The 17,958-nt window shown below is 65.5% G+C and carries 16 protein-coding genes; 12 read left to right on the forward strand and 4 right to left on the reverse strand.

All coding sequences use genetic code 11. The features are described 5' to 3' along the window. Positions 1-765: 765 nt before the first annotated feature. Positions 766-1,698: an alpha/beta fold hydrolase gene (locus M0G41_RS12270; protein ID WP_248209678.1), complete on the reverse strand. Its 933-nt coding sequence runs from the start codon at positions 1,696-1,698 to the stop codon at positions 766-768. A gap of 21 nt (positions 1,699-1,719) precedes the next feature. Then, a complete protein-coding gene (locus tag M0G41_RS12275; RefSeq protein WP_248209682.1) occupies positions 1,720-2,325 on the reverse strand; it encodes a TetR/AcrR family transcriptional regulator in 606 nt (201 codons plus the stop codon). A 486-nt stretch (positions 2,326-2,811) separates the two neighbouring features. Between M0G41_RS12275 and M0G41_RS12280 the strand changes: the two genes are divergently transcribed. From M0G41_RS12280 to M0G41_RS12300, 5 genes are all read left to right on the forward strand, one after another. Then, positions 2,812-3,660 (forward strand): DUF4344 domain-containing metallopeptidase, encoded by an 849-nt coding sequence (locus M0G41_RS12280; protein ID WP_248209685.1) that lies wholly within the window; start codon positions 2,812-2,814, stop codon positions 3,658-3,660. After that, on the forward strand, positions 3,660-4,109 hold the full coding sequence (locus tag M0G41_RS12285; RefSeq protein ID WP_248209687.1) for a PIN domain-containing protein: 450 nt from the start codon (positions 3,660-3,662) through the stop codon (positions 4,107-4,109). The genes M0G41_RS12280 and M0G41_RS12285 overlap by 1 nt, the downstream gene beginning before the upstream one ends. A gap of 439 nt (positions 4,110-4,548) precedes the next feature. Beyond that, positions 4,549-4,938, forward strand: a complete 390-nt coding sequence (locus M0G41_RS12290) for a DUF2721 domain-containing protein (RefSeq protein WP_248209689.1) — start codon at positions 4,549-4,551, stop codon at positions 4,936-4,938. Positions 4,939-5,114: 176 nt separating this feature from the next. Continuing rightward, positions 5,115-6,485: a pyridoxal-phosphate dependent enzyme gene (locus tag M0G41_RS12295; RefSeq protein WP_248209690.1), complete on the forward strand. Its 1,371-nt coding sequence runs from the start codon at positions 5,115-5,117 to the stop codon at positions 6,483-6,485. A 265-nt stretch (positions 6,486-6,750) separates the two neighbouring features. Beyond that, a complete protein-coding gene (locus M0G41_RS12300) occupies positions 6,751-7,341 on the forward strand; it encodes a Uma2 family endonuclease (RefSeq protein ID WP_248209693.1) in 591 nt (196 codons plus the stop codon). 821 nt (positions 7,342-8,162) lie between these two features. Here the strand turns inward: M0G41_RS12300 and M0G41_RS12305 are convergent. Together M0G41_RS12305 and M0G41_RS12310 are read right to left on the reverse strand one after the other, a co-directional pair. Then, positions 8,163-8,516 (reverse strand): hypothetical protein, encoded by a 354-nt coding sequence (locus tag M0G41_RS12305; protein WP_248209696.1) that lies wholly within the window; start codon positions 8,514-8,516, stop codon positions 8,163-8,165. A gap of 452 nt (positions 8,517-8,968) precedes the next feature. Further along, a complete protein-coding gene (locus tag M0G41_RS12310) occupies positions 8,969-9,571 on the reverse strand; it encodes a hypothetical protein (protein ID WP_248209698.1) in 603 nt (200 codons plus the stop codon). 390 nt (positions 9,572-9,961) lie between these two features. Here M0G41_RS12310 and M0G41_RS12315 point away from each other — a divergent pair, with 390 nt between their 5' ends. The 7 genes from M0G41_RS12315 (at position 9,962) to gmd (ending at position 17,402) form a co-directional block, all read left to right on the forward strand. Further along, on the forward strand, positions 9,962-11,125 hold the full coding sequence (locus tag M0G41_RS12315; protein ID WP_248209701.1) for a cystathionine gamma-synthase: 1,164 nt from the start codon (positions 9,962-9,964) through the stop codon (positions 11,123-11,125). Between the two features lie 17 nt (positions 11,126-11,142). Beyond that, on the forward strand, positions 11,143-11,265 hold the full coding sequence (locus M0G41_RS18680) for a hypothetical protein (RefSeq protein ID WP_282452899.1): 123 nt from the start codon (positions 11,143-11,145) through the stop codon (positions 11,263-11,265). A 40-nt stretch (positions 11,266-11,305) separates the two neighbouring features. Beyond that, positions 11,306-12,106: an ABC transporter permease gene (locus tag M0G41_RS12320; protein WP_343226485.1), complete on the forward strand. Its 801-nt coding sequence runs from the start codon at positions 11,306-11,308 to the stop codon at positions 12,104-12,106. 142 nt (positions 12,107-12,248) lie between these two features. Next, complete coding sequence (locus M0G41_RS12325) at positions 12,249-14,375, forward strand: methyltransferase domain-containing protein (RefSeq protein ID WP_248209702.1); 2,127 nt, start codon at positions 12,249-12,251, stop codon at positions 14,373-14,375. 7 nt (positions 14,376-14,382) lie between these two features. After that, the gene (locus tag M0G41_RS12330) at positions 14,383-15,528 is read left to right on the forward strand and encodes a glycosyltransferase family 4 protein (protein ID WP_343226486.1); all 1,146 of its coding nucleotides are present in this window, start codon (positions 14,383-14,385) and stop codon (positions 15,526-15,528) included. Continuing rightward, complete coding sequence (locus M0G41_RS12335) at positions 15,525-16,427, forward strand: GDP-mannose 4,6-dehydratase (RefSeq protein ID WP_248209704.1); 903 nt, start codon at positions 15,525-15,527, stop codon at positions 16,425-16,427. Before M0G41_RS12330 ends, M0G41_RS12335 begins: the two co-directional genes overlap by 4 nt. 3 nt (positions 16,428-16,430) lie before the next feature. Next, positions 16,431-17,402, forward strand: coding sequence for a GDP-mannose 4,6-dehydratase (gene gmd, locus M0G41_RS12340; RefSeq protein ID WP_248209706.1), 972 nt, complete (start codon positions 16,431-16,433; stop codon positions 17,400-17,402). Positions 17,403-17,958: the final 556 nt, after the last annotated feature.

The raw sequence follows: 17,958 nt of genomic DNA on the forward strand, positions 1-17,958 counted from the left end.
ATGAGAAAGCTGCTCACCGCTGCCTGGACCCTCGTCAAAAGCCCAGAAAAGTACGACGGGAGCAGGCTGTTCCCGAGCCAAGAAATCGCTTGACAGGGAACAGAGTGTCTACATTCGGGTTTTACGGAAGGACTGCTTCGCGCACTGCTGGCGCGTCTACATCCCGCCCCTTCGACCGCATTCTCGCCCCTCAACGAGCCCCGACTGTGGGAGCGCCCTTGGGCGCGACCGCAGCGCTTCGGATTCACCACAGACCCCGGCCAGAGCGGATCTCCACGCTCGCGCCCATGTGCGCTCCTACAATCGGACTTCGTTGGGCGTCAGCCAAGCCCCATAGGGTGTGCCTTGGCGCACCGATACGGGCGTTCGGACGGTATGCCCGGTGCGGCCAGCCGCACCCTATGAATGTCTTTTCTGTGCCCGAATCGGGCATCGCCATCGGCTTCGCAACGAAGCGCGATTGTAGGAGCGGGCTTGCCCGCGACCGCGGCGCCAAGGATCTTCCCGGTTCGCGGCCACAGCGGCCTCGCTGCGCTCGCGCCCATGTGCGCTCCTACAATCGGACTGCGTTGGGCGTCGGCGAAGCCCCATAGGGTGTGCCTTGGCGCACCGATACGGGCGTTCGGACGGTATGCCCGGTGCGGCCAGCCGCACCCTATGAATGTCTGCTTCGCGCCCACGGCGGCCGGATTCACCCCGGCCGTGCCCGCGCGCCGGGGGGGCGCTGGCTGTGCACCCCCGCGGCGCGCGGGTCTTGCCTACGGCTCAGGCGAATCCGCAGCGCAGTTCTGTCGTTCCGACCACTTTCTGACCGACCTCGGCGCCGCCAAGGAAGCGCATGCCAGCGTCGATGATGCGCGGCTCGCCGACGATCCTGTGATGGCCGAGGCCCTCGACGCTCAGCAGTCTCGCTCCCGGCCAGTTGCGCGCGTAGCGCTCGCCATCGGCCCAGGGCACCTCGCGGTCCTCGAGGTCATGGATGATCAGGGCCGGCACGCCCAGCGCCGGGGCCTGCGCCTCCACGGCCACCGCTTCCAGCGGCACGCCGGCCCGCTCCACCACCGCCCGGCGCATGCGCTGCAGGGCGCGACGGCCGAGCCCGATGTGCTCGGCGAAGCGGCGTACCGCCGCCGCCGCTTCGGCGGGCGGCGCGATCAGCACGACGCGTCCGGTGCGTGCGCCCTGCAGCAGGGCCATGCCCACCGCGGCCCCGCCCAGCGAATGGCCGATGATTGCCGCCGAGGGACCAAGGTGCCGGGCCACGGCGGCGAGCACATTGCCGAATCCCGGCAGGGTGGCGTGCCGGCCGCTGCTGCGGCCGTGGGCGATCTGGTCGAAGCTGGCCACCTGGTAGCCGGCGGCCAGCAGCGGCCCCACCCAGGGGCGGACGCGCAGTCCGAAGCTCGACCAGCCGTGGGAAAACAGCACCAGGGGACGATCCCGCGCCCCCCATCGGTAGAGGGTCACCGTTTCACCCAGCACCGGAATGGTCTCGATTGCGGCGCCATCCAGCGGCGCCTCCAGCGCGCGCCGGCGGCTGGCCCCGAGGGGCGAGGTGAACAGCGACTCGGCCCGTCGGCCGGTGGTCTCGGGGGCAAACAGATTGCCCAGCGCAACGCCGATACGTAGCGCCCAGGGCAGCCCGGCGGGCCTCTTGGAACGAACGGTCGTGCTATTAGTGGGGATGACGGCGGCCATGGCAGGACTCCTCTAGTGGCCTCAGGCGAGATGGCGCTTCAGCAGCGCCTCGAAAGCCCGCTCGGCGCGCGGCGCGGCCGCCTCGCTGCCGAACAGGCGAAGATCGTGATGGGTGCCCAGCACCAGGGCGTACAGTTCGAAGGCGATCTGCGCGGCATCGCTGTCCGGGCGCAGATCGCCCGCGTCGATGGCCATTTGCACGGCGCGCTCAAGCTCGCCGCGCAGCCTGCGCTGCATGGCCTGCACGCGGTCGCGTACCGGGCCCGGGCGGTCGTCGTACTCGCTGGCGGCCGCCATCAGGATGCAGCCGCCCTCATCGGCACCCATGCCGCGCAGGAAGTCCAGCCAGTGGCGGGCGATCGCGCGCAGACGTGGCAGCCCGCGGCGCTCGCGCAGGGCAGGGCGGAACACCCGGTCCGAGAAAGCCGCCGAGGCCGCATCGAGAATGCTGAGCTGCAGATCCTCGCGGGAGCCGAAGTGGGCGAAAACGCCGCTCTTCGACATGCTCGCCGCACCGGCGAGGTTGCCGATGGTCAGACCTTCCAGGCCCTCGATGCGGGCCAGGCCGGCACCGATCCGGATCAGCCGGTCGCGGGTCTGGTCGCCTTTGCTGGGAGCACTGTTCATGCCTCCATTACAAAATAGCACGCCCGTTCGTGTCAATGCCCCCCGGCTTGCCGGTATCGATCCGTTCAGCCAGACCGGCGCGCCCAGCGCCCCGATCTGAATGCGGCTTGCTCAGTCCGCCCTCCCTCCGGAAGCACCGCGGCCGTCTGTCCCCAGGGCGACCGTGAACAACGGGCGCAAACAAGACCTCCATAGGGTGCGGCTGGCCGCACCGGGCGTACCGTCCGAACGCCCGTATCGGTGCGTCCAAGACGCACCCTATGGGGCTCCGCCGACGCGCAGCGAAGCCCGACTGTAGGAGCGCACATGGGCGCGACCGCGGCCCGGCATATTCACCACCGACCGCGGCCAGAGCGAATCTCCGCGGTCGCGGCCATGTCCGCTCCTACGAAGAGCCCGCCCGATCGGGGGCGGTGGCGAATGTCCGCTGCGCGCCCTGAACCGCCCTCCGCGACGACCCGACGACGCCCGGGCTAAGCTTCGAGCATGCGCTGTTCTCGCCTGCTCCCCCTGCTGCTGGCGCTCTCCGCCTCCGTCGCGGCCGAGGTCCGACTCGCCACGCCGGCCACGTCGGATATGGCCGATCGCGAGCTGGCGGAGGCGCTGCAGGCCGCGGGCTCGCTCGAGCGTGCGGCGGGCGCGGTCAATGCCCGGGTCCAGCTCCCGCAGATCGTGACCCTGCGCTACGCCAGCTGTGCGGACGCCAATGCCTGGTACCAGCCGGAGCAGGGCGAGGTGCGGATCTGCCTGTCGCTGGCCCGCCATCTCGCAGCCCTGCTGGCCACCCAGGTCGACGACGAGGCGCAGATGCTCGAAGCGCTGGACGGCGCCCTGCGCTTCATCACCCTGCACGAGCTGGGTCACGCCCTGGTCGACGTGCTGCAGCTGCCGGTCACCGGCCGCGAAGAGGATGCCGTCGACCAGCTCGCCGCCTGGCTGCTGCTGGCCGAGGGCGAGGGCGCCGGCGTGCTCAGCGCGGCCAGCGTATTCGGCAGCGAACTGAGCGGCAGCGACGACCTCGCCGCCGTCCATTCGCTCGATCGTCAGCGCTTCTTCAGCCTGCTTTGCTGGGTCTACGGCAGCGATGCCAGCCGCCGCGACAGCCTGCTCGCCGACTGGTCCCTGCCGCCGGAGCGCGCCGCCGGGTGCGAAGAGGAATACGCCCAGCTCGGCCGCAGCTGGCAGCGGTTGCTGGCAGCGCATGCCCCGGCCGCGCCCGAGTCTGCGCCGCCGGCGCCGGGTGTGGGGCCCGATGCCGGGTCAGAATCACACGCGAGCGGGTCGAAAAGCCCCGATCAGAACGCCGGTCCAGCCGCGGACGGACCGGTGCCCTGATGCGGCTGCGCGTGGTGCTCGATACCCAGGTCTGGCTCGACTGGCTGCATTTCCGCGACCCCCGCTGCGAGGACCTCGCCCGCCGCTTCGACCGCGGCGAACTGGCCCTGCCCAGCAGCGCGCCCTGCAGGGATGAGTGGCAGAGGGTGCTGGGCTATCCCGCCCTGAACCTTGGCCCCGCGGAACGCGAGCGCTTGGCCTCCGCCTACGACCAGCGCTGCAGTCCATGCGCCGAGCCAGACACCGAGGCCCCGCTGCCCCGCCTGCCGCGCTGCCGCGACCCGGACGACCAGAAGTTCATCGAGCTGGCCGTGCGCGCCGGCGCCAAGCTCCTGCTCAGCCGCGACCGCGCCCTGCTCGACCTGCACCGCCGCCTGCATCGCGAATTCGGCATCGCCGTCGCCCCTCCGCAGCCACTCGAGCGCCTGCTGCACTCCGAAGCGCGCTGAACCTGCGCCACCGCCCCCGCCTCGGACCGAAGCCGAGCACGAGCCCTGCGCGCGAGAAAGACACTCATAGGGTGCGGCTGGCCGCACCGGGCGTACCGTCCGAACGCACGTATCGGTGCGTCCAAGACGCACCCTATGGGGCTTCGCTCACGCCCAAAGAAACCCGATTGTAGGAGCGCACATGGGCGCGACCGCGGCGTGACGTGATCTCCACAGGCCGCGGGCAGAGCGAACCTCCGCGGTCGCGGCCATGTCCGCTCCTACGAAAATCCCGCCCATCCGAAGCCGCGGCGAACGTCCGATCGGCCCCCCACATGGACCTCCAAACTCCCCGCCCACCGACGCCTGTCCCTGCCACTCCGGTAGGCTGGCCCAGCCCACGGTCGCCACCCATCCGCTGCGCCTGCCGCCGGGCCGCCCCAGAACGGACTCCCACGCCATGGACCTGACCCTTTCCACGCCCGCCCTGCTGTTTCCGGCCATCTCCCTGCTGCTGCTGGCCTACACCAACCGTTTCCTCGCCGTGGCGCAGGTGATCCGACAGCTGCATGCCCACCTGTCCGAGAGCAATGGCGAATACCTCGAGGAGATCCACAGCCTGCGCCGGCGGGTCTCGCTGATCCGGGCCATGCAGGGCATCGGGGTGCTCAGCCTGTTCTGCTGCGTGCTGTGCATGTTCCTGCTCTTCGCCGGCTGGGTGCTGGCCGGAAAGTACGTGTTCGGCGCCGCGCTGATCCTGCTGCTCTGGTCGCTGGCGCTCTCGGTGCGCGAGATCCAGCTCAGCGGCGAGGCGCTGAACCTGCATCTGCGGGATCTGGAAAAGCGCTAGTTCCGCCCGCTGCGTGACGCGGCCTGGGCGGCCCGGGTCAGGCTGGCGAACGGGGGGCAGGCTTGAGGATCCAGCGACGGCGCGACGCCACCCGGCGGGGCAGGGCGCGCCCTACGCTATCATTCACGCCCCCTTTGCACTCCGCGACCGGCCAAACCGGTGCGTGCCTGCCTGCCATGCCCATCCACGACAGCGTCCTTGAACTGATCGGCAACACCCCGGTGATCCGCGCCCAGCGTCTCGACACCGGTCCCTGCGAACTGTTCCTCAAGCTGGAATCACAGAATCCCGGCGGCTCGATCAAGGACCGCATCGGCCTGTCGATGATCGATGCCGCGGAGAAGGCCGGGAAGATCAAGCCAGGCGACACCCTGGTCGAGGGCACCGCCGGCAACACCGGCATCGGCCTTGCGCTGTCCGCGCAGCAGAAGGGCTACAAGCTGATCCTGGTCGTGCCGGACAAGATGAGCCGCGAGAAGATCTTCAACCTCAAGGCCATGGGCGCCGAGGTGGTACTGACCCGCAGCGATGTCGCCAAGGGCCATCCGCAGTACTACCAGGACATGGCCGAGCGCATCGCGAAAGAGACGCCGAACGCCTACTTCATCAACCAGTTCGGCAACCCCGACAACCCGCGCGCCCACGAGTTCGGCACCGGGCCGGAGATCCTGCGCCAGATGGACGGCGACCTCGACGCCATCGTCTTCGGCTGCGGCAGCTCGGGCACGATGACCGGCCTGTCGCGCTGCTTTGCCGAGCATTCGCCCAAGACCGAGCTGATCCTCGCCGACCCGGTGGGCTCGATCCTGACCCAGTACATCAACGAGGGCACGCTCAGCACCAAGTCCGGCAGCTGGATGGTCGAGGGCATCGGCGAGGACTTCCTGCCGCCGATCTCCGACTTCACCCGGGTCAAGAAGGCCTATGCGATCTCCGACAAGGAGAGCTTCCTCGCCGGCCGCGAGCTGCTGCTCAAGGAGGGCATCCTCGGTGGCTCCTCCAGCGGCACCCTGCTGGCCGCCGCGCTGAAGTACTGCCGCGAGCAGACCGAGAAGAAGCGGGTCATGGTCTTCGTCTGCGACACCGGCAACAAGTACCTGTCGAAGATGTACAACGACTACTGGATGCTCGACAACGGTTTCATCGAGCGCGAGACCCACGGCGACCTCCGCGACCTCATCCTGCGGCCGTACTCGCAGCGCGACACCATTGTCGTCTCGCCCACCGACACCCTGACCGTCGCCTACCAGCGGATGAAGCTGTACGACGTTTCCCAGCTGCCGGTGATGGAGGACGACCAGATCGTCGGCATCCTCGACGAATCCGACGTGCTGCTGCACGTCTACGGCAACGAGGCCCGCTTCCGCGACCCGGTCAGCACCGCCATGGTCAGCAAGCTCGACAAGATCGACGTGAAATCTCCGGTCGAGTCCCTGCTGCCGGTGTTCGACAAGGGCCACGTCGCCATCGTCACCCACGGCCCCCGCTTCCTCGGCCTGATCACCCGCATCGACCTGCTCAACTACCTGCGCCGACGGGTGCAGTAGCCCCCCGCCTGTAGGAGCCAGCTTGCTGGCGATAGGCGCCTCGGCTGGAACCATCGCCAGCAAGCTGGCTCCTACATGACGAAGGCCTCGCCCGCGCTGGTGTACAGCAGAGCTTGCCCGGCTGCCTCCCCTTCATCGAGCGACAACCCGCGCCGCCACAGCGCAGCAAGTTGCGCTGCACGGACAGTTCTTTGTTTGTCGGTACCTTCGCCGTCGTCTCGTTTGCCGCTGGGCTAGACTTCGCATGGGAACTACGAGAACGATCATGGGCCTCCCCAAGCGCGATCAGCAGTACCACACCTACGCCGACTATCTCGGGTGGCCGGAGAGCGTGCGCTACGAGCTCTTGGACGGCGTGGCCTTCATGATGGCGGGGTCTGACCTGGCCCACCAGGACATCGTTGGCGAGGTCTTCGCCCAGCTTCGCAACGCCCTCCAAGGCAAACCCTGCCGCCCCTTCGTCGCCCCCTTCGACGTCCGATTGCCCAAGCCCCGTCAATCCGACGAGCAGACCGACACCGTCGTCCAGCCCGACGTCATGGTCGTCTGCGACCCAGCCAAGATCGACCGCCGCGGTATCCGTGGCGCGCCCGACCTGATCGTCGAAGTCCTCTCACCCAGCACCGCCGGTCACGACCAGGTGCTCAAGCGGAGGGCTTACGAGCGCGCCGGCGTGCAGGAGTTCTGGCTGGTCCACCCCACCGACCGTGTGGTCACCATCTACACCCTGGGTCAGGACGGCTACGGCAAACCGGAGATCCAGGAGCTGGTTGGGACCACGCCGGTGGGCGTGCTGGAAAACGTCGAGATCACCTGGGACGAACTCGTCGCCCGCCTGCCGAAGATCGAATACTGATCCAACAGGCAGTTCCGCTTGGGGCGAGGCGATTCCGCTATCCGAGCTGCAGGAACCCCCTTCGGCCCAACTGCAAGGCTGCGGTTCCCGCCCGGATCGTGGCCAGTGCGAACCTCGGGCGCCAAGTTCGCATTGGCCAGGATCCCTCGAACCGGCCGCTTCTCTGTGGGAGTGCCCTTGGGCGCGACCGCGGAGCCCCGCTCTGGCCTCGGTCTGTGGTGAAACCAAAGCGCCGCGGTCGCGCCCAAAGGCGCTCCTGCAGTCGGGCTAAGTTTCCAGTCGGAAACGCGGTCGGCCGAGCTGGGGTGAGAACGCGAAAGCAGGGCGCGAACCGGACATTCATAGGGTGCGGCTGGCCGCACCGGGCGTACCGTCCGAACGCCCGTGTCGGTGCGTCCAAGACGCACCCTATGGGGCTTCGCCGACGCCCAACGAAGCCCGACTGTGGGAGCGTCCTTGGGCGCGACCGCGGAAATCCGCTCTGGCCGCGGTCTGTGGTGAATGCGTAGCGTCGCGGTCACGCCCAAGGGCACTCCCACAAATTGACTGCGGCAAGGCCTGCTTTGGTGCGCAAACCGGACCTGGCAGCACCGTTGCGTGTGTAGGAGCCAGCTTGCTGGCGATAGGCGCCCCGAGTGGGATGATCGCCAGCAAGCTGGCTCCTACAGGCGGGTCCTGCGGAAGGTCTGCTTCGCGCCCAAATCTACCGATCCACCTAAAGCCTGAACGGCGCCTTCGGCAACGGCGGCATGCTCTCGCTTCTCAGGTAAGCCGGTGATGTCCCCACCAAGCTCTCTGCTCGACACTGCACCGCCACCCACTCATCCAGCGAATGCGCCATGCGCTCGGAGGCCCCAAGGACCCGCCGAGGGGCCGGGGGCGGCAGCCTGCTCGAGGGGATTGTCGAGTTCATGGGCATAGCGATCTCCCAGGCCAACAACGGCTTGCTCGAGCCATTCCAGCCTCATCGGAGCGGGCATTCCCCGAAGCTGCGTAGGGATATCCACATGATCCTGAAGTCGTGCCGGCGCGTCGTTGCGGGCGATCAGCTTCATCAGGATCAGCCCCTCGACCAATACCACCGCGAGCAAGCTCTGCTGCCATGGAATCGGCTGTTTGGCTGCCTGCTGCAACAAGCGCCGGCCGGTCGGTTGGCTGGCGCAGAGCAGATCCACCCATTTAGTCAGTTCGGGGAGGTCGGGCAGGGGGCGAACAATTCACATGAATCCGGCGCGGGGCGTCTCGGAAAGGGCTGAAGAGCCAAGTTTTCGCAGGACGGAGGCGGCGACGTCGCATTCCCGCAAGTTGATTATGACATCCATAGCACTTGTTGACCTCGGGTTCCCGTGCGCCACAGCGCCCTGAAGCGCGCCTTGCTGGCTCGGCAGCACGACCTCCGGCGCGACGTGCTGCTCTTCCTCATGGTCTCCCTAAGGGAGGCGGACGGGTATGAAACTCGGCTTCCAATGGTCTCAGCTCGGGTAAGGTCTAGGCTTGGGAATCCAGTTCTGGCGTCAATCGGAGATCACGGATGCGACCGCCCCGTAGCTCCTGGAAGGATGCTGACTTGCGAGATCATCGAGTTCCTGATGCACAACCGAGATGCATATCCGCCGCCGGAGCCGTTCTACGGCGCCGGGCCGATTGCGGTCTCGAAGCCCGAGCCGAAAAAGAAGGCGGCAGACTTAACCAGAAAAGCGCCGGCACCGGGGTGTGAGTCGGAGTCGTTGCGAAACGTGGGCGACATGATGGACATGCCGATCACCACCAGAGTATGTGTCTCGCCCCCAAAGAAGTAGCTCGTGTGGTGCGCAGGGCCGGGTTCGTAAGGTAGAGCATATATCCCGGACGCACCATTGCCCGTGCTGCTGAGCGGATGGATCAGCGCGGTCAATTTGCGCGGGGCGTCACTAGGGGGCAGGTGTCCGTAGTATCCGTGGGGATATCCGAAGAACTGCGCCGGAATCAAAGCGGACTTGTACAGGGATCGCAACTCCTCGGCGCTGGCCAGCCGGAACTCCTCCAAGCTGCCGCCCGGGGCCAGCCGCGGCGCCAGCTCGACGAAGGTCAGCCCCAAGCTCGGAGTCAGATCCAGCCAATCAAGACCAGTGCGGGTATCACGCGTAATCAGCCCGTCGCCCACCTCAAGCCAGTCGACCGAGACCAATTCGGCGCAGGCCGAGGACGAAGTGGCCAGCAGGCCGGCCACCAGAACGGCCCTTGCGTTCATACGTTATTCTCCCCACGACCGGCGGCGAAAGTTATCGGCGTTGGATACTGTGGTCAAGCCGGAGCCCGAACGTTCCCCGGCAGGGGGAATCCCAACGGGCGGAGCGCTGACGAGGCGCTATGCATTGAGTTCGCGCTTCGGGTTGGCGGCCTCAGGGGACGGTGTCGCAGCGCGTCGGGGGAGAACCCTAAATCCTAAGCCGGGCAATTTGCCGGCGAGAAGGGCCCTCGAGCCGCGGCGCTCCGTCGTGGGCATCGCCAGCCGGCTGGCTCTCGACGTAGCTCGAAGCCGCAAGAGCCGCTTGGCCCCACTCCCCAGCCATGAAACAATCCCGCGCCTGATGCGCTGCAGCATCCAAAGCGCGCCCACCCGATCATCCCGGCAGCACCCATGACCCAAGACACCTCCCACGGCCTCGGCACCCGCGCCATCCATGCCGGCCAGTCTCCCGACCCCAGCACCGGGGCGGTGATGACCCCGATCTACGCCACCAGCACCTATGTGCAGCAGTCCCCCGGCGTCCATCAGGGCTTCGAGTACTCGCGCAGCCACAATCCGACCCGCTTCGCCTACGAGCGCTGCGTCGCCGCGCTGGAAGGCGGCAGGAACGGCTACGCCTTCGCCTCAGGCCTCGCCGCGACCTCCACCGTGCTGGAGACCCTCGACACCGGCAGCCATGTCATCTGCATGGACGATGTCTACGGCGGCACCTACCGCCTGTTCGAGCGCGTCCGCCGCCGCAGCGCCGGGCTCGACTTCAGCTTCGTCGACCTCGCCGACCTCAAGGCGGTCGAGGCCGCGATCAAGCCCAACACGAAGATGGTCTGGTGCGAGACCCCGACCAACCCCATGCTCAAGCTGGTCGACATTGCCGCCCTCGCCGAGCTCTGCCGCAAGCGCGGCATCAGGCTGGCGGTGGATAACACCTTCAGTTCCCCCATCCTGCAGCGCCCGCTGGAACTTGGTGCGCACCTGGTCATGCACTCCGCCACCAAGTACCTCAACGGCCACAGCGACATGGTCGGCGGCATGGTCGTGGTCGGCGATGACACCGAACTCGCCGAGCAGATGACCTTCCTGCAGAACTCGGTGGGCGGCGTCCAGGGCCCCTTCGACAGCTTCCTCGCCCTGCGCGGCCTCAAGACCCTGCACCTGCGCATGAAGGCCCACTGCGAGAACGCCCAGCAGCTCGCCGAATGGCTGGAGACCCATCCCGCCATCGACAAGGTCATCTACCCCGGCCTCAAGTCCCACCCCCAGCACGAACTCGCCAAGCGCCAGATGAGCGGCTTCGGCGGCATGATCAGCGTCTACCTGAAAGGCGGCTTCGACGCCGCCAAGCGCCTCATGGAACGCACCCAACTCTTCGCCTGCGCCGAATCCCTCGGCGGCGTTGAGAGCCTGGTGAATCATCCCGCGGTGATGACGCATGCTTCGGTGCCGAAGGAGCGCCGCGACGCGCTGGGGATCGCGGACAACCTGGTGCGGTTGAGCGTGGGGGTGGAGGACTTGGCCGATCTGAGAGACGAGATCCAGTCTGCTCTTGCTCGGTAAAGGGGCTCGTTGTCTGGATGATCGAGCTGCTGTATCTCGGCGCGCAGGGGCGGCATCGTCACCACAAGGCGCCCTTCTCGTCGATCCGACACCTGTCACGGCTCCATGGCCAGGCCTTCACATTCCTGCCCGCCCCCTGATCCACGCTGAGCGGGACAATACAGAGGCATTAGATCAGACGTGAGTTTCATCATGTTCCGAGCGCTCTGGGCATACCGGGGCTACGTGTTGGGTGCGGTGGTCCGCGAGTTCCAACTCAAGTATCGGGGGTCCGTGCTTGGTGTCCTGTGGCCCGTGTTGAACCCGCTCGCCATGATTCTGGTTTTCACCCTGGTCTTTGCAGCGGTCATGAAGCCGTCGTTGCCCGGGCAGGAGGCCAATCCGTTTGCCTACAGTGTGTATCTGTGCTCCGGAGTACTCACCTGGGGGCTGTTTGCGGAAATGCTGACTCGGCTGAACACCGTGTTCATCGAGAACGGCAACCTCCTCAAGAAGTCGAGCTTTCCACGCATCTGCCTGCCGGTCATCGTAACGCTTTCGGCCCTGCTGAACTTCTCGATCGTCCTTGGTCTGTTCGTCGCGTTCCTTTTCATTACGGACAACTTTCCGGGCGCAGTCGCCCTCGGGTTCTTTCCCGTTCTGGCCGTGCAGATCCTGTTCACGCTTGGATTGGGCCTGCTGACGGGAACGTTGAACGTTTTCTTCCGCGATGTCGGGCAGTTTGTCGGGATCTGCCTGCAGTTCTGGTTCTGGCTGACCCCGATCGTATACGTGGCAACTATTCTCCCCGCCCCGGTGGCCGGGCTTCTGGAGTGGAATCCCATGTGGCATGTCATCGACGCCTATCACCGGGTCTTCTCCGAGCAGGCCTGGCCCGACCTCACTGCGTTGATTCCCCTGGCAATCGGGTCGCTGATGCTGCTTGTGCTGGCAGGCATCACCTTCCTGAGGCTTGCACCCGAAATGGTGGACGAGCTATGAACCTGATAGGTGCTGACAGTCCAAGCGGACGCGTAATCGCCTCCGGTAATTCGGCCCCCCCGCATTGCTGGAATATCGACGGTCTTCGTTCGACGCGCCGTGCCGGACCGCCGTCGCGGCATCGCTTCGGACGGCTGCGCCCATGAGCCCCGAGGGTCCGCTGCAGCTGGACGCTCGGCAAATTGCGGAACGTATCCGAGCCGAGATCACCCGCAGGCGGTCGGCCGTGCCTGCGGATGAGCTGTTTCCAACCCCCGAGCCACTGCCTGCGTCAGACAGCTACCTGCTGGCTGACCTGCTGGCGATCCACGACGCCGATTTCGTAAGACAGGCGTACCTCGCAATCCTGCGACGCGAGCCCGACCCTTCGGGTCTGGCCCATTACACTCGCATGATCCGCGAAGCCAAATTGACCAAGGTGGAGACACTTGGTCGCCTCAGGTATTCGCCAGAGGGCCGGTCGCGCTCTGTTCGCATAAAGGGGCTTCTCCTGCCGCTGGCGGTTCAGCAGGTGATCAGGGTGCCGGTCATCGGATACTTGCTCGCTCTCGCGGTCGCCCTCCTCCGCCTGCCCCTGCTCGTACGCGGCTTCGCCAGGCTGGAGGCGCATACTCTTTGGCTGCAGCGACAGACGGGCGAGGCCTTCCGGGCGGCGGCGAGCGCGGGTGATGTCCACACGGAAAGAGCCACCAGGCTGGAGAGGGCTGCTCGGCAGGCGGCCGCGGAAGTTGCATCCCTCCAAGTCACTGCCAACACGCACGCGCAAAGACTTTCCGCTGTGGAATCTACCGCTGCGCAAGAGCAGGGCCGCACAAGCTCAGCGATCGCCGGATTGTCCCGATCGTTCGAGGAAATGAAGGGCGAGATCGAGGCGCGCGTTGCGGCGCTTCAGGCCTCACTGGCGACTGCAGACGAGGCAGCCGAGATTCGTTCCTGGATGGCTGATTTGAAGCCGCGTATCGAGCAGTCGCTGGAGGGGTCGGTCACGCTCTCAAGAAGAATGGCCGATCTGGAAGATTCGTCTTCGAAATGGGCGCTCGCCTTGGACGAGGCTCGGGGGCAGGTCCGAAGCATCGAGGCAAAAGCGAATGGCTTCGCAGAAGCGGCAACCGTACGGGTATCCGCCGCAGAGGCCAGGACACTGCGCGTGGCCGAGCGACTGGGGCGACTGGAAGAAGGGTTCAAGGCCAACGTCTCCCAACTCGAGGCTGACCGGGCTGGTGCGGCACGGCATCGGCGTGAGATCGCGACGGATCTATCCGACCTCGTCGATGCACTTCGCAAGGAGAGGAATGACCGCGAGCATCTTACTGAGGATCTAGCCTCCCGGTTGAGCGGCCTCGAGCTCGCCGCCACCAGTAGCGATGAGCGCGTCGAAGCCACGCTGCAGGCGATAGGGCGGGTCCGAGCCCGCCTTGAAGAGATGCAACGGCAATGGATTGAGCAGCGGGCGGCCACGCTTGAAGCTCAGAGGCAGATCAGTCGACTGATCGATAGCGGTCGACTGCAGGATGACGGGGAGTCCGGGACCGCTACCGCCGGCCCGGACAAAGGCAAGCCAGAAGCAGCGGGCAGTCTCGATGCCTTCTACGTGGATTTCGAGGACCGCTTTCGCGGAGGGCGGGAGGAGATCATGCGCCGGGCGGCGTATTACCTTCCCCTCCTTCGTAAGGCCAGTGCAGGGCTGGAAGAAGCCCCTGTTCTGGACATCGGTTGCGGGCGTGGGGAGTTGCTTGAGTTGTTGTCGAAGGAGGGCATGGAGGCACGGGGCATCGATTTGAACACCGAGATGGTGGCCTGTTGTGAAGACCGCGGTCTGTTTGTGGCCAGGGCAGAAGCATTGGCTTACCTCTCCCGGACGGAATCCGGCTCTTTAGGAGCCGTAACAGCGATGCATGTCGTGGAGCATCTTCCCTTCGAGCAGCTGGTGGCTCTGGTCGACGAGTGCCACCGGGTCCTTCGTCCCGGGGGGGTCATGATCCTGGAAACACCCAATCCGGAGAACATCCTTGTCGGCTCTTGCTACTTCTACATGGACCCCACGCACCGTAACCCAATTCCTCCGGCCTTGCTCCAGTTCATCGCAGAAGCCAGGGGTTTCGCCGCCGCCGAGATCCACAGACTGTCGGAGCACCGGGGCGAACCCATGGTCCGCGCGAGGATCGGGGAGGATCTCGAGGGGGCAGAGCAGGTGAATGCGGTGCTGGGGCAACTCCACCATATGCTTGCTTCCGCACCCGACTACGCGGTCGTAGCGCGGAAGGCGTGAGCAGACTGTGCGTCTGATCCTGAACGTTGATGCGATCTCGCCTCCCTTGACGGGAATCGGCAGATACGCTTTGGAGCTCGCCCGGGGAGTGCGGGGCAATCCTCGAGTCTCCGACGTGAAGTTCTTCTCCGCCTACCGCTGGGTTGACGACCCCGATCAGGCGCTTTCGGCAAACCGGCTTCTGGCCTCGATCAGGCGAAGCGTTCCGCTAAAGGGGCTCGCGTTGAAAGCGTATCTCGCGGGTCGTGATCTATGGTTTCGTCGGAGCATGAAGGGGCGATTCGGCGACTACCTGCTCCACTCTCCCAACTACCTGCTGATGCGACACGCGGGACCCAGCGTGGTGACCATCCACGACTTTTCCTGGCTGCACTTCCCTGAACACCATCCTCGGGAGCGCGTAGAACTGATGAACCGTGAAATGCCCAGGGTGTTCGCCGAGGCCACGTGCTTCATCACCGACTCCGAGTTTGTAAGAGGCGAGGTCATCAGCATCGGGGGCGTCCGGCCGGACAAGGTCTACACCGTTCCCCTCGGCGTCGACCGCGCCTTCCGCCCGCTTCCTGTGGAGGAGACAGCCCCGATTCTGCAAAGGTATGGTCTGTGCGGGCGGGCTTATCTGCTTGCCGTTGCGACGATCGAGCCCCGAAAGAATCTTGCGCGGCTCCTTCAGGCTTACTCGACTCTTCCGGTCTCGTTGCGCAGGAAACATCCGTTGGTGCTGGTCGGGGTAAGGGGTTGGCACACGGAGGCCATAGAACAGGTGATGGCGCCGTTGCTGGCCTCAGGTGAACTGGTGGTTCTCGGATACGTGACTGAAGGGGACCTGCCGGCGCTTTATTCCGGGGCGCATGCCTTCGCGTTCGTATCGTTGCATGAAGGGTTCGGGCTCCCGCTCCTGGAAGCAATGGCCGCTGGTGTCCCTTGCGTCACCTCCAATGTGTCGTCGCTGCCCGAAGTCGGGGGCGAAGCGGCATTGCTGGTTTCGCCCGAGCAGGTAGAGTCCATCCGAGAAGGGTTGATCGCTGTCCTCTCTGATGAGGGCTGGCGTGGAGAAGCCCGACTCGCCGGGTTGGCGCGGGCCGCGCAGCACTCATGGTCGGCGTGCGTGGAGAACACCATCGACGTATACGAAAGGGCGATCGCCGCATGAAGAGACTGCTGGTTACAGGCGCCACAGGATTCGTCGGGCAGTGGGTCACTCGCTGCCTATCAACAGATGCCAGGCATCAATTCGAGGTGGTTCCGATGCCTACACTGGACATTCGGAACCTGGAGGCCGTCGTCGACGCAGTCAGCGAAATTCGCCCGAATGCGGTACTGCATCTGGCCGCGCAGAGTTTCGTTCCCCGTTCGTTCGAGGCGCCTCGAGAAACACTCGAGATCAACCTGTTCGGAACACTCAATCTTCTCCAGGCCCTGCAGAGGGTGGCGTTCCCCGGACGAATGCTCTTTGTGAGTTCCGGCGACGTGTTCGGCCGGGTTCCGGATGCTGCGCTTCCCGTGAACGAGGCGTGGCAGGCTGAGCCAAGAAACCCCTACGCAGTGAGCAAGCTCGCGGCGGAGAAGCTCTGCCTCCAGTGGCATCACTCCGAAGGTATGGACGTCTGCATCGCGCGGCCCTTCAATCATGTGGGGCCAGGCCAGGACGACCGCTTCGTGCTTCCTTCCCTCGCCAGGCAGGTCGCCGAGATCTCATCCGGAGCCCGTGAGCCGATTGTCGAGGCGGGTGATATCGACGTTTCCAGAGACTTCACCGACGTGCGTGATGTCGTCGAGGCCTACGCTGCTATCCTCACCCTCGGCGTGTCGGGGCGCACCTATCTGATTGGTTCGGGGCGGGAAAGGAGCATTCGGGAGCTCCTGGTCAGGATGTGCGAGTTGGAAGGTGTCGAGGTCAAGATCCATCAGGATCCCCGCCGGATGCGCCCCTCGGAACAACGACGCATGGTCGCTGATCCTCGGCTTCTCTACGAGGATACGGGCTGGCGCCCGCAAACGCCGATGGATGTCACGCTCAGGGATATTTTGGACTACGCAAGGAAGGATTGAATCATGGCGGCACGAAACGCGCTCATTACTGGAATCACCGGCCAGGACGGCGCCTACCTTTCCCGCCTCCTCCTGGGAAAAGGCTACGAGGTTCACGGAATACTCGCTCGACGCAGCTCCGACACGCTATGGCGGCTCCGCGAGCTGGGAATCGAACAGGACGTTCGACTGCTGGATGGGGATCTCACCGACCTCTCATCGCTTCTTCGGGCGATGGAGGTGTCCAAGGCCGACGAGGTTTACAATCTCGGCGCCCAGAGTTTTGTGGGTTCGTCCTGGCAACAGCCCCTGCTGACGGCGCAGGTAGACGGAGTCGGGGCACTCAACGTGCTGGAGTCGGTTCGGATCGTCAACAAGGATTGTCGGTTCTACCAGGCCTCGACGAGCGAGATGTTCGGTCTGATCCAGGCCGACAAGCAGGATGAGAAGACGCCCTTCTATCCGCGCAGTCCGTACGGGGTGGCGAAGCTGATGGCGCACTGGGCCACGGTCAACTACAGGGAAAGCTTCGGCCTTCATGCGTCGAGCGGCATCCTCTTCAACCATGAGTCTCCGCTCCGGGGTATCGAGTTCGTGACGCGCAAGGTGACGCATGCGGTTGCCCGCATCAAGCTGGGCCTGCAGCAGGAGCTGCGTTTGGGGAACATCGATGCCAAACGCGACTGGGGGTTCGCAGGGGATTACGTCGAGGCAATGTGGCTGATGCTGCAGCAGGACGCAGCGGACGATTACGTCGTGGCGACGGGAGAGACCACTACGGTCCGTGACATGTGCAGGATCGCCTTCGAGCATGTCGGGCTGGATATGGAGAAACACCTCGTGATCGATCCAAACTTCTTCCGGCCCGCCGAAGTGGATGTGCTTCTGGGTAATCCTGCCAAGGCCATGAGCAAGCTCGGCTGGAGACCGAAAACGTCCCTGGTCGAGCTGATAACGATGATGGTCGACGCAGATCTGCGGCGACTGTCCCGCTAGTTCACGTCGCCTGTGACCTGCCCTAGTACAGGATCGCTGCTTCGACGCTTCGCGTCGCGCGCGGTTCGGCCGCGTTTGCCTCGGGCGGGAAGCCAGGCTGCGAAGGATGGAAGATCATGCACGTTCGCCTTGAGGCAGCGGGTGAGTCGGCGCCGGAGCCGTTCGTTCCGAACCCTTCTCTTCGGATCGGTCGGGCGGTCCGCGACGTCGCTTGACGTTGCCCCGGGAGCGGATGCAAGCGCCCTCAGGGAGCTTGCCAGCGGGATGCTCGTTGACCGGCAGCCTTGGGCACTGGTCCTGAGCATTGCTGAGCACCCTTTCAGGTTGGAAGGGCGTGGTCGAAAGCAACGGGAGCAGGACGTCGGACAGGGGCTGGATTGCCTCGCCACGGTGCCTGCGACGGAGTCTGCTCTTCGGCCGTTAGAGCCGACAGTCCGGCAGAAGGGCCGCGCCCCCCGTGGGTTCCCAGCTGATGCGGCCAGAATCGCCGCGTGGAGGGGCGTTGAATCTGTATGGGGCGAGGCTGACCTGTTTCGGGCGTTCTCCGGGCTTCCTC

Origin of the sequence: Pseudomarimonas salicorniae, assembly GCF_023156535.1 — a bacterium.
Classification (GTDB): Bacteria; Pseudomonadota; Gammaproteobacteria; order Xanthomonadales; family Xanthomonadaceae; genus Pseudomarimonas; species Pseudomarimonas salicorniae.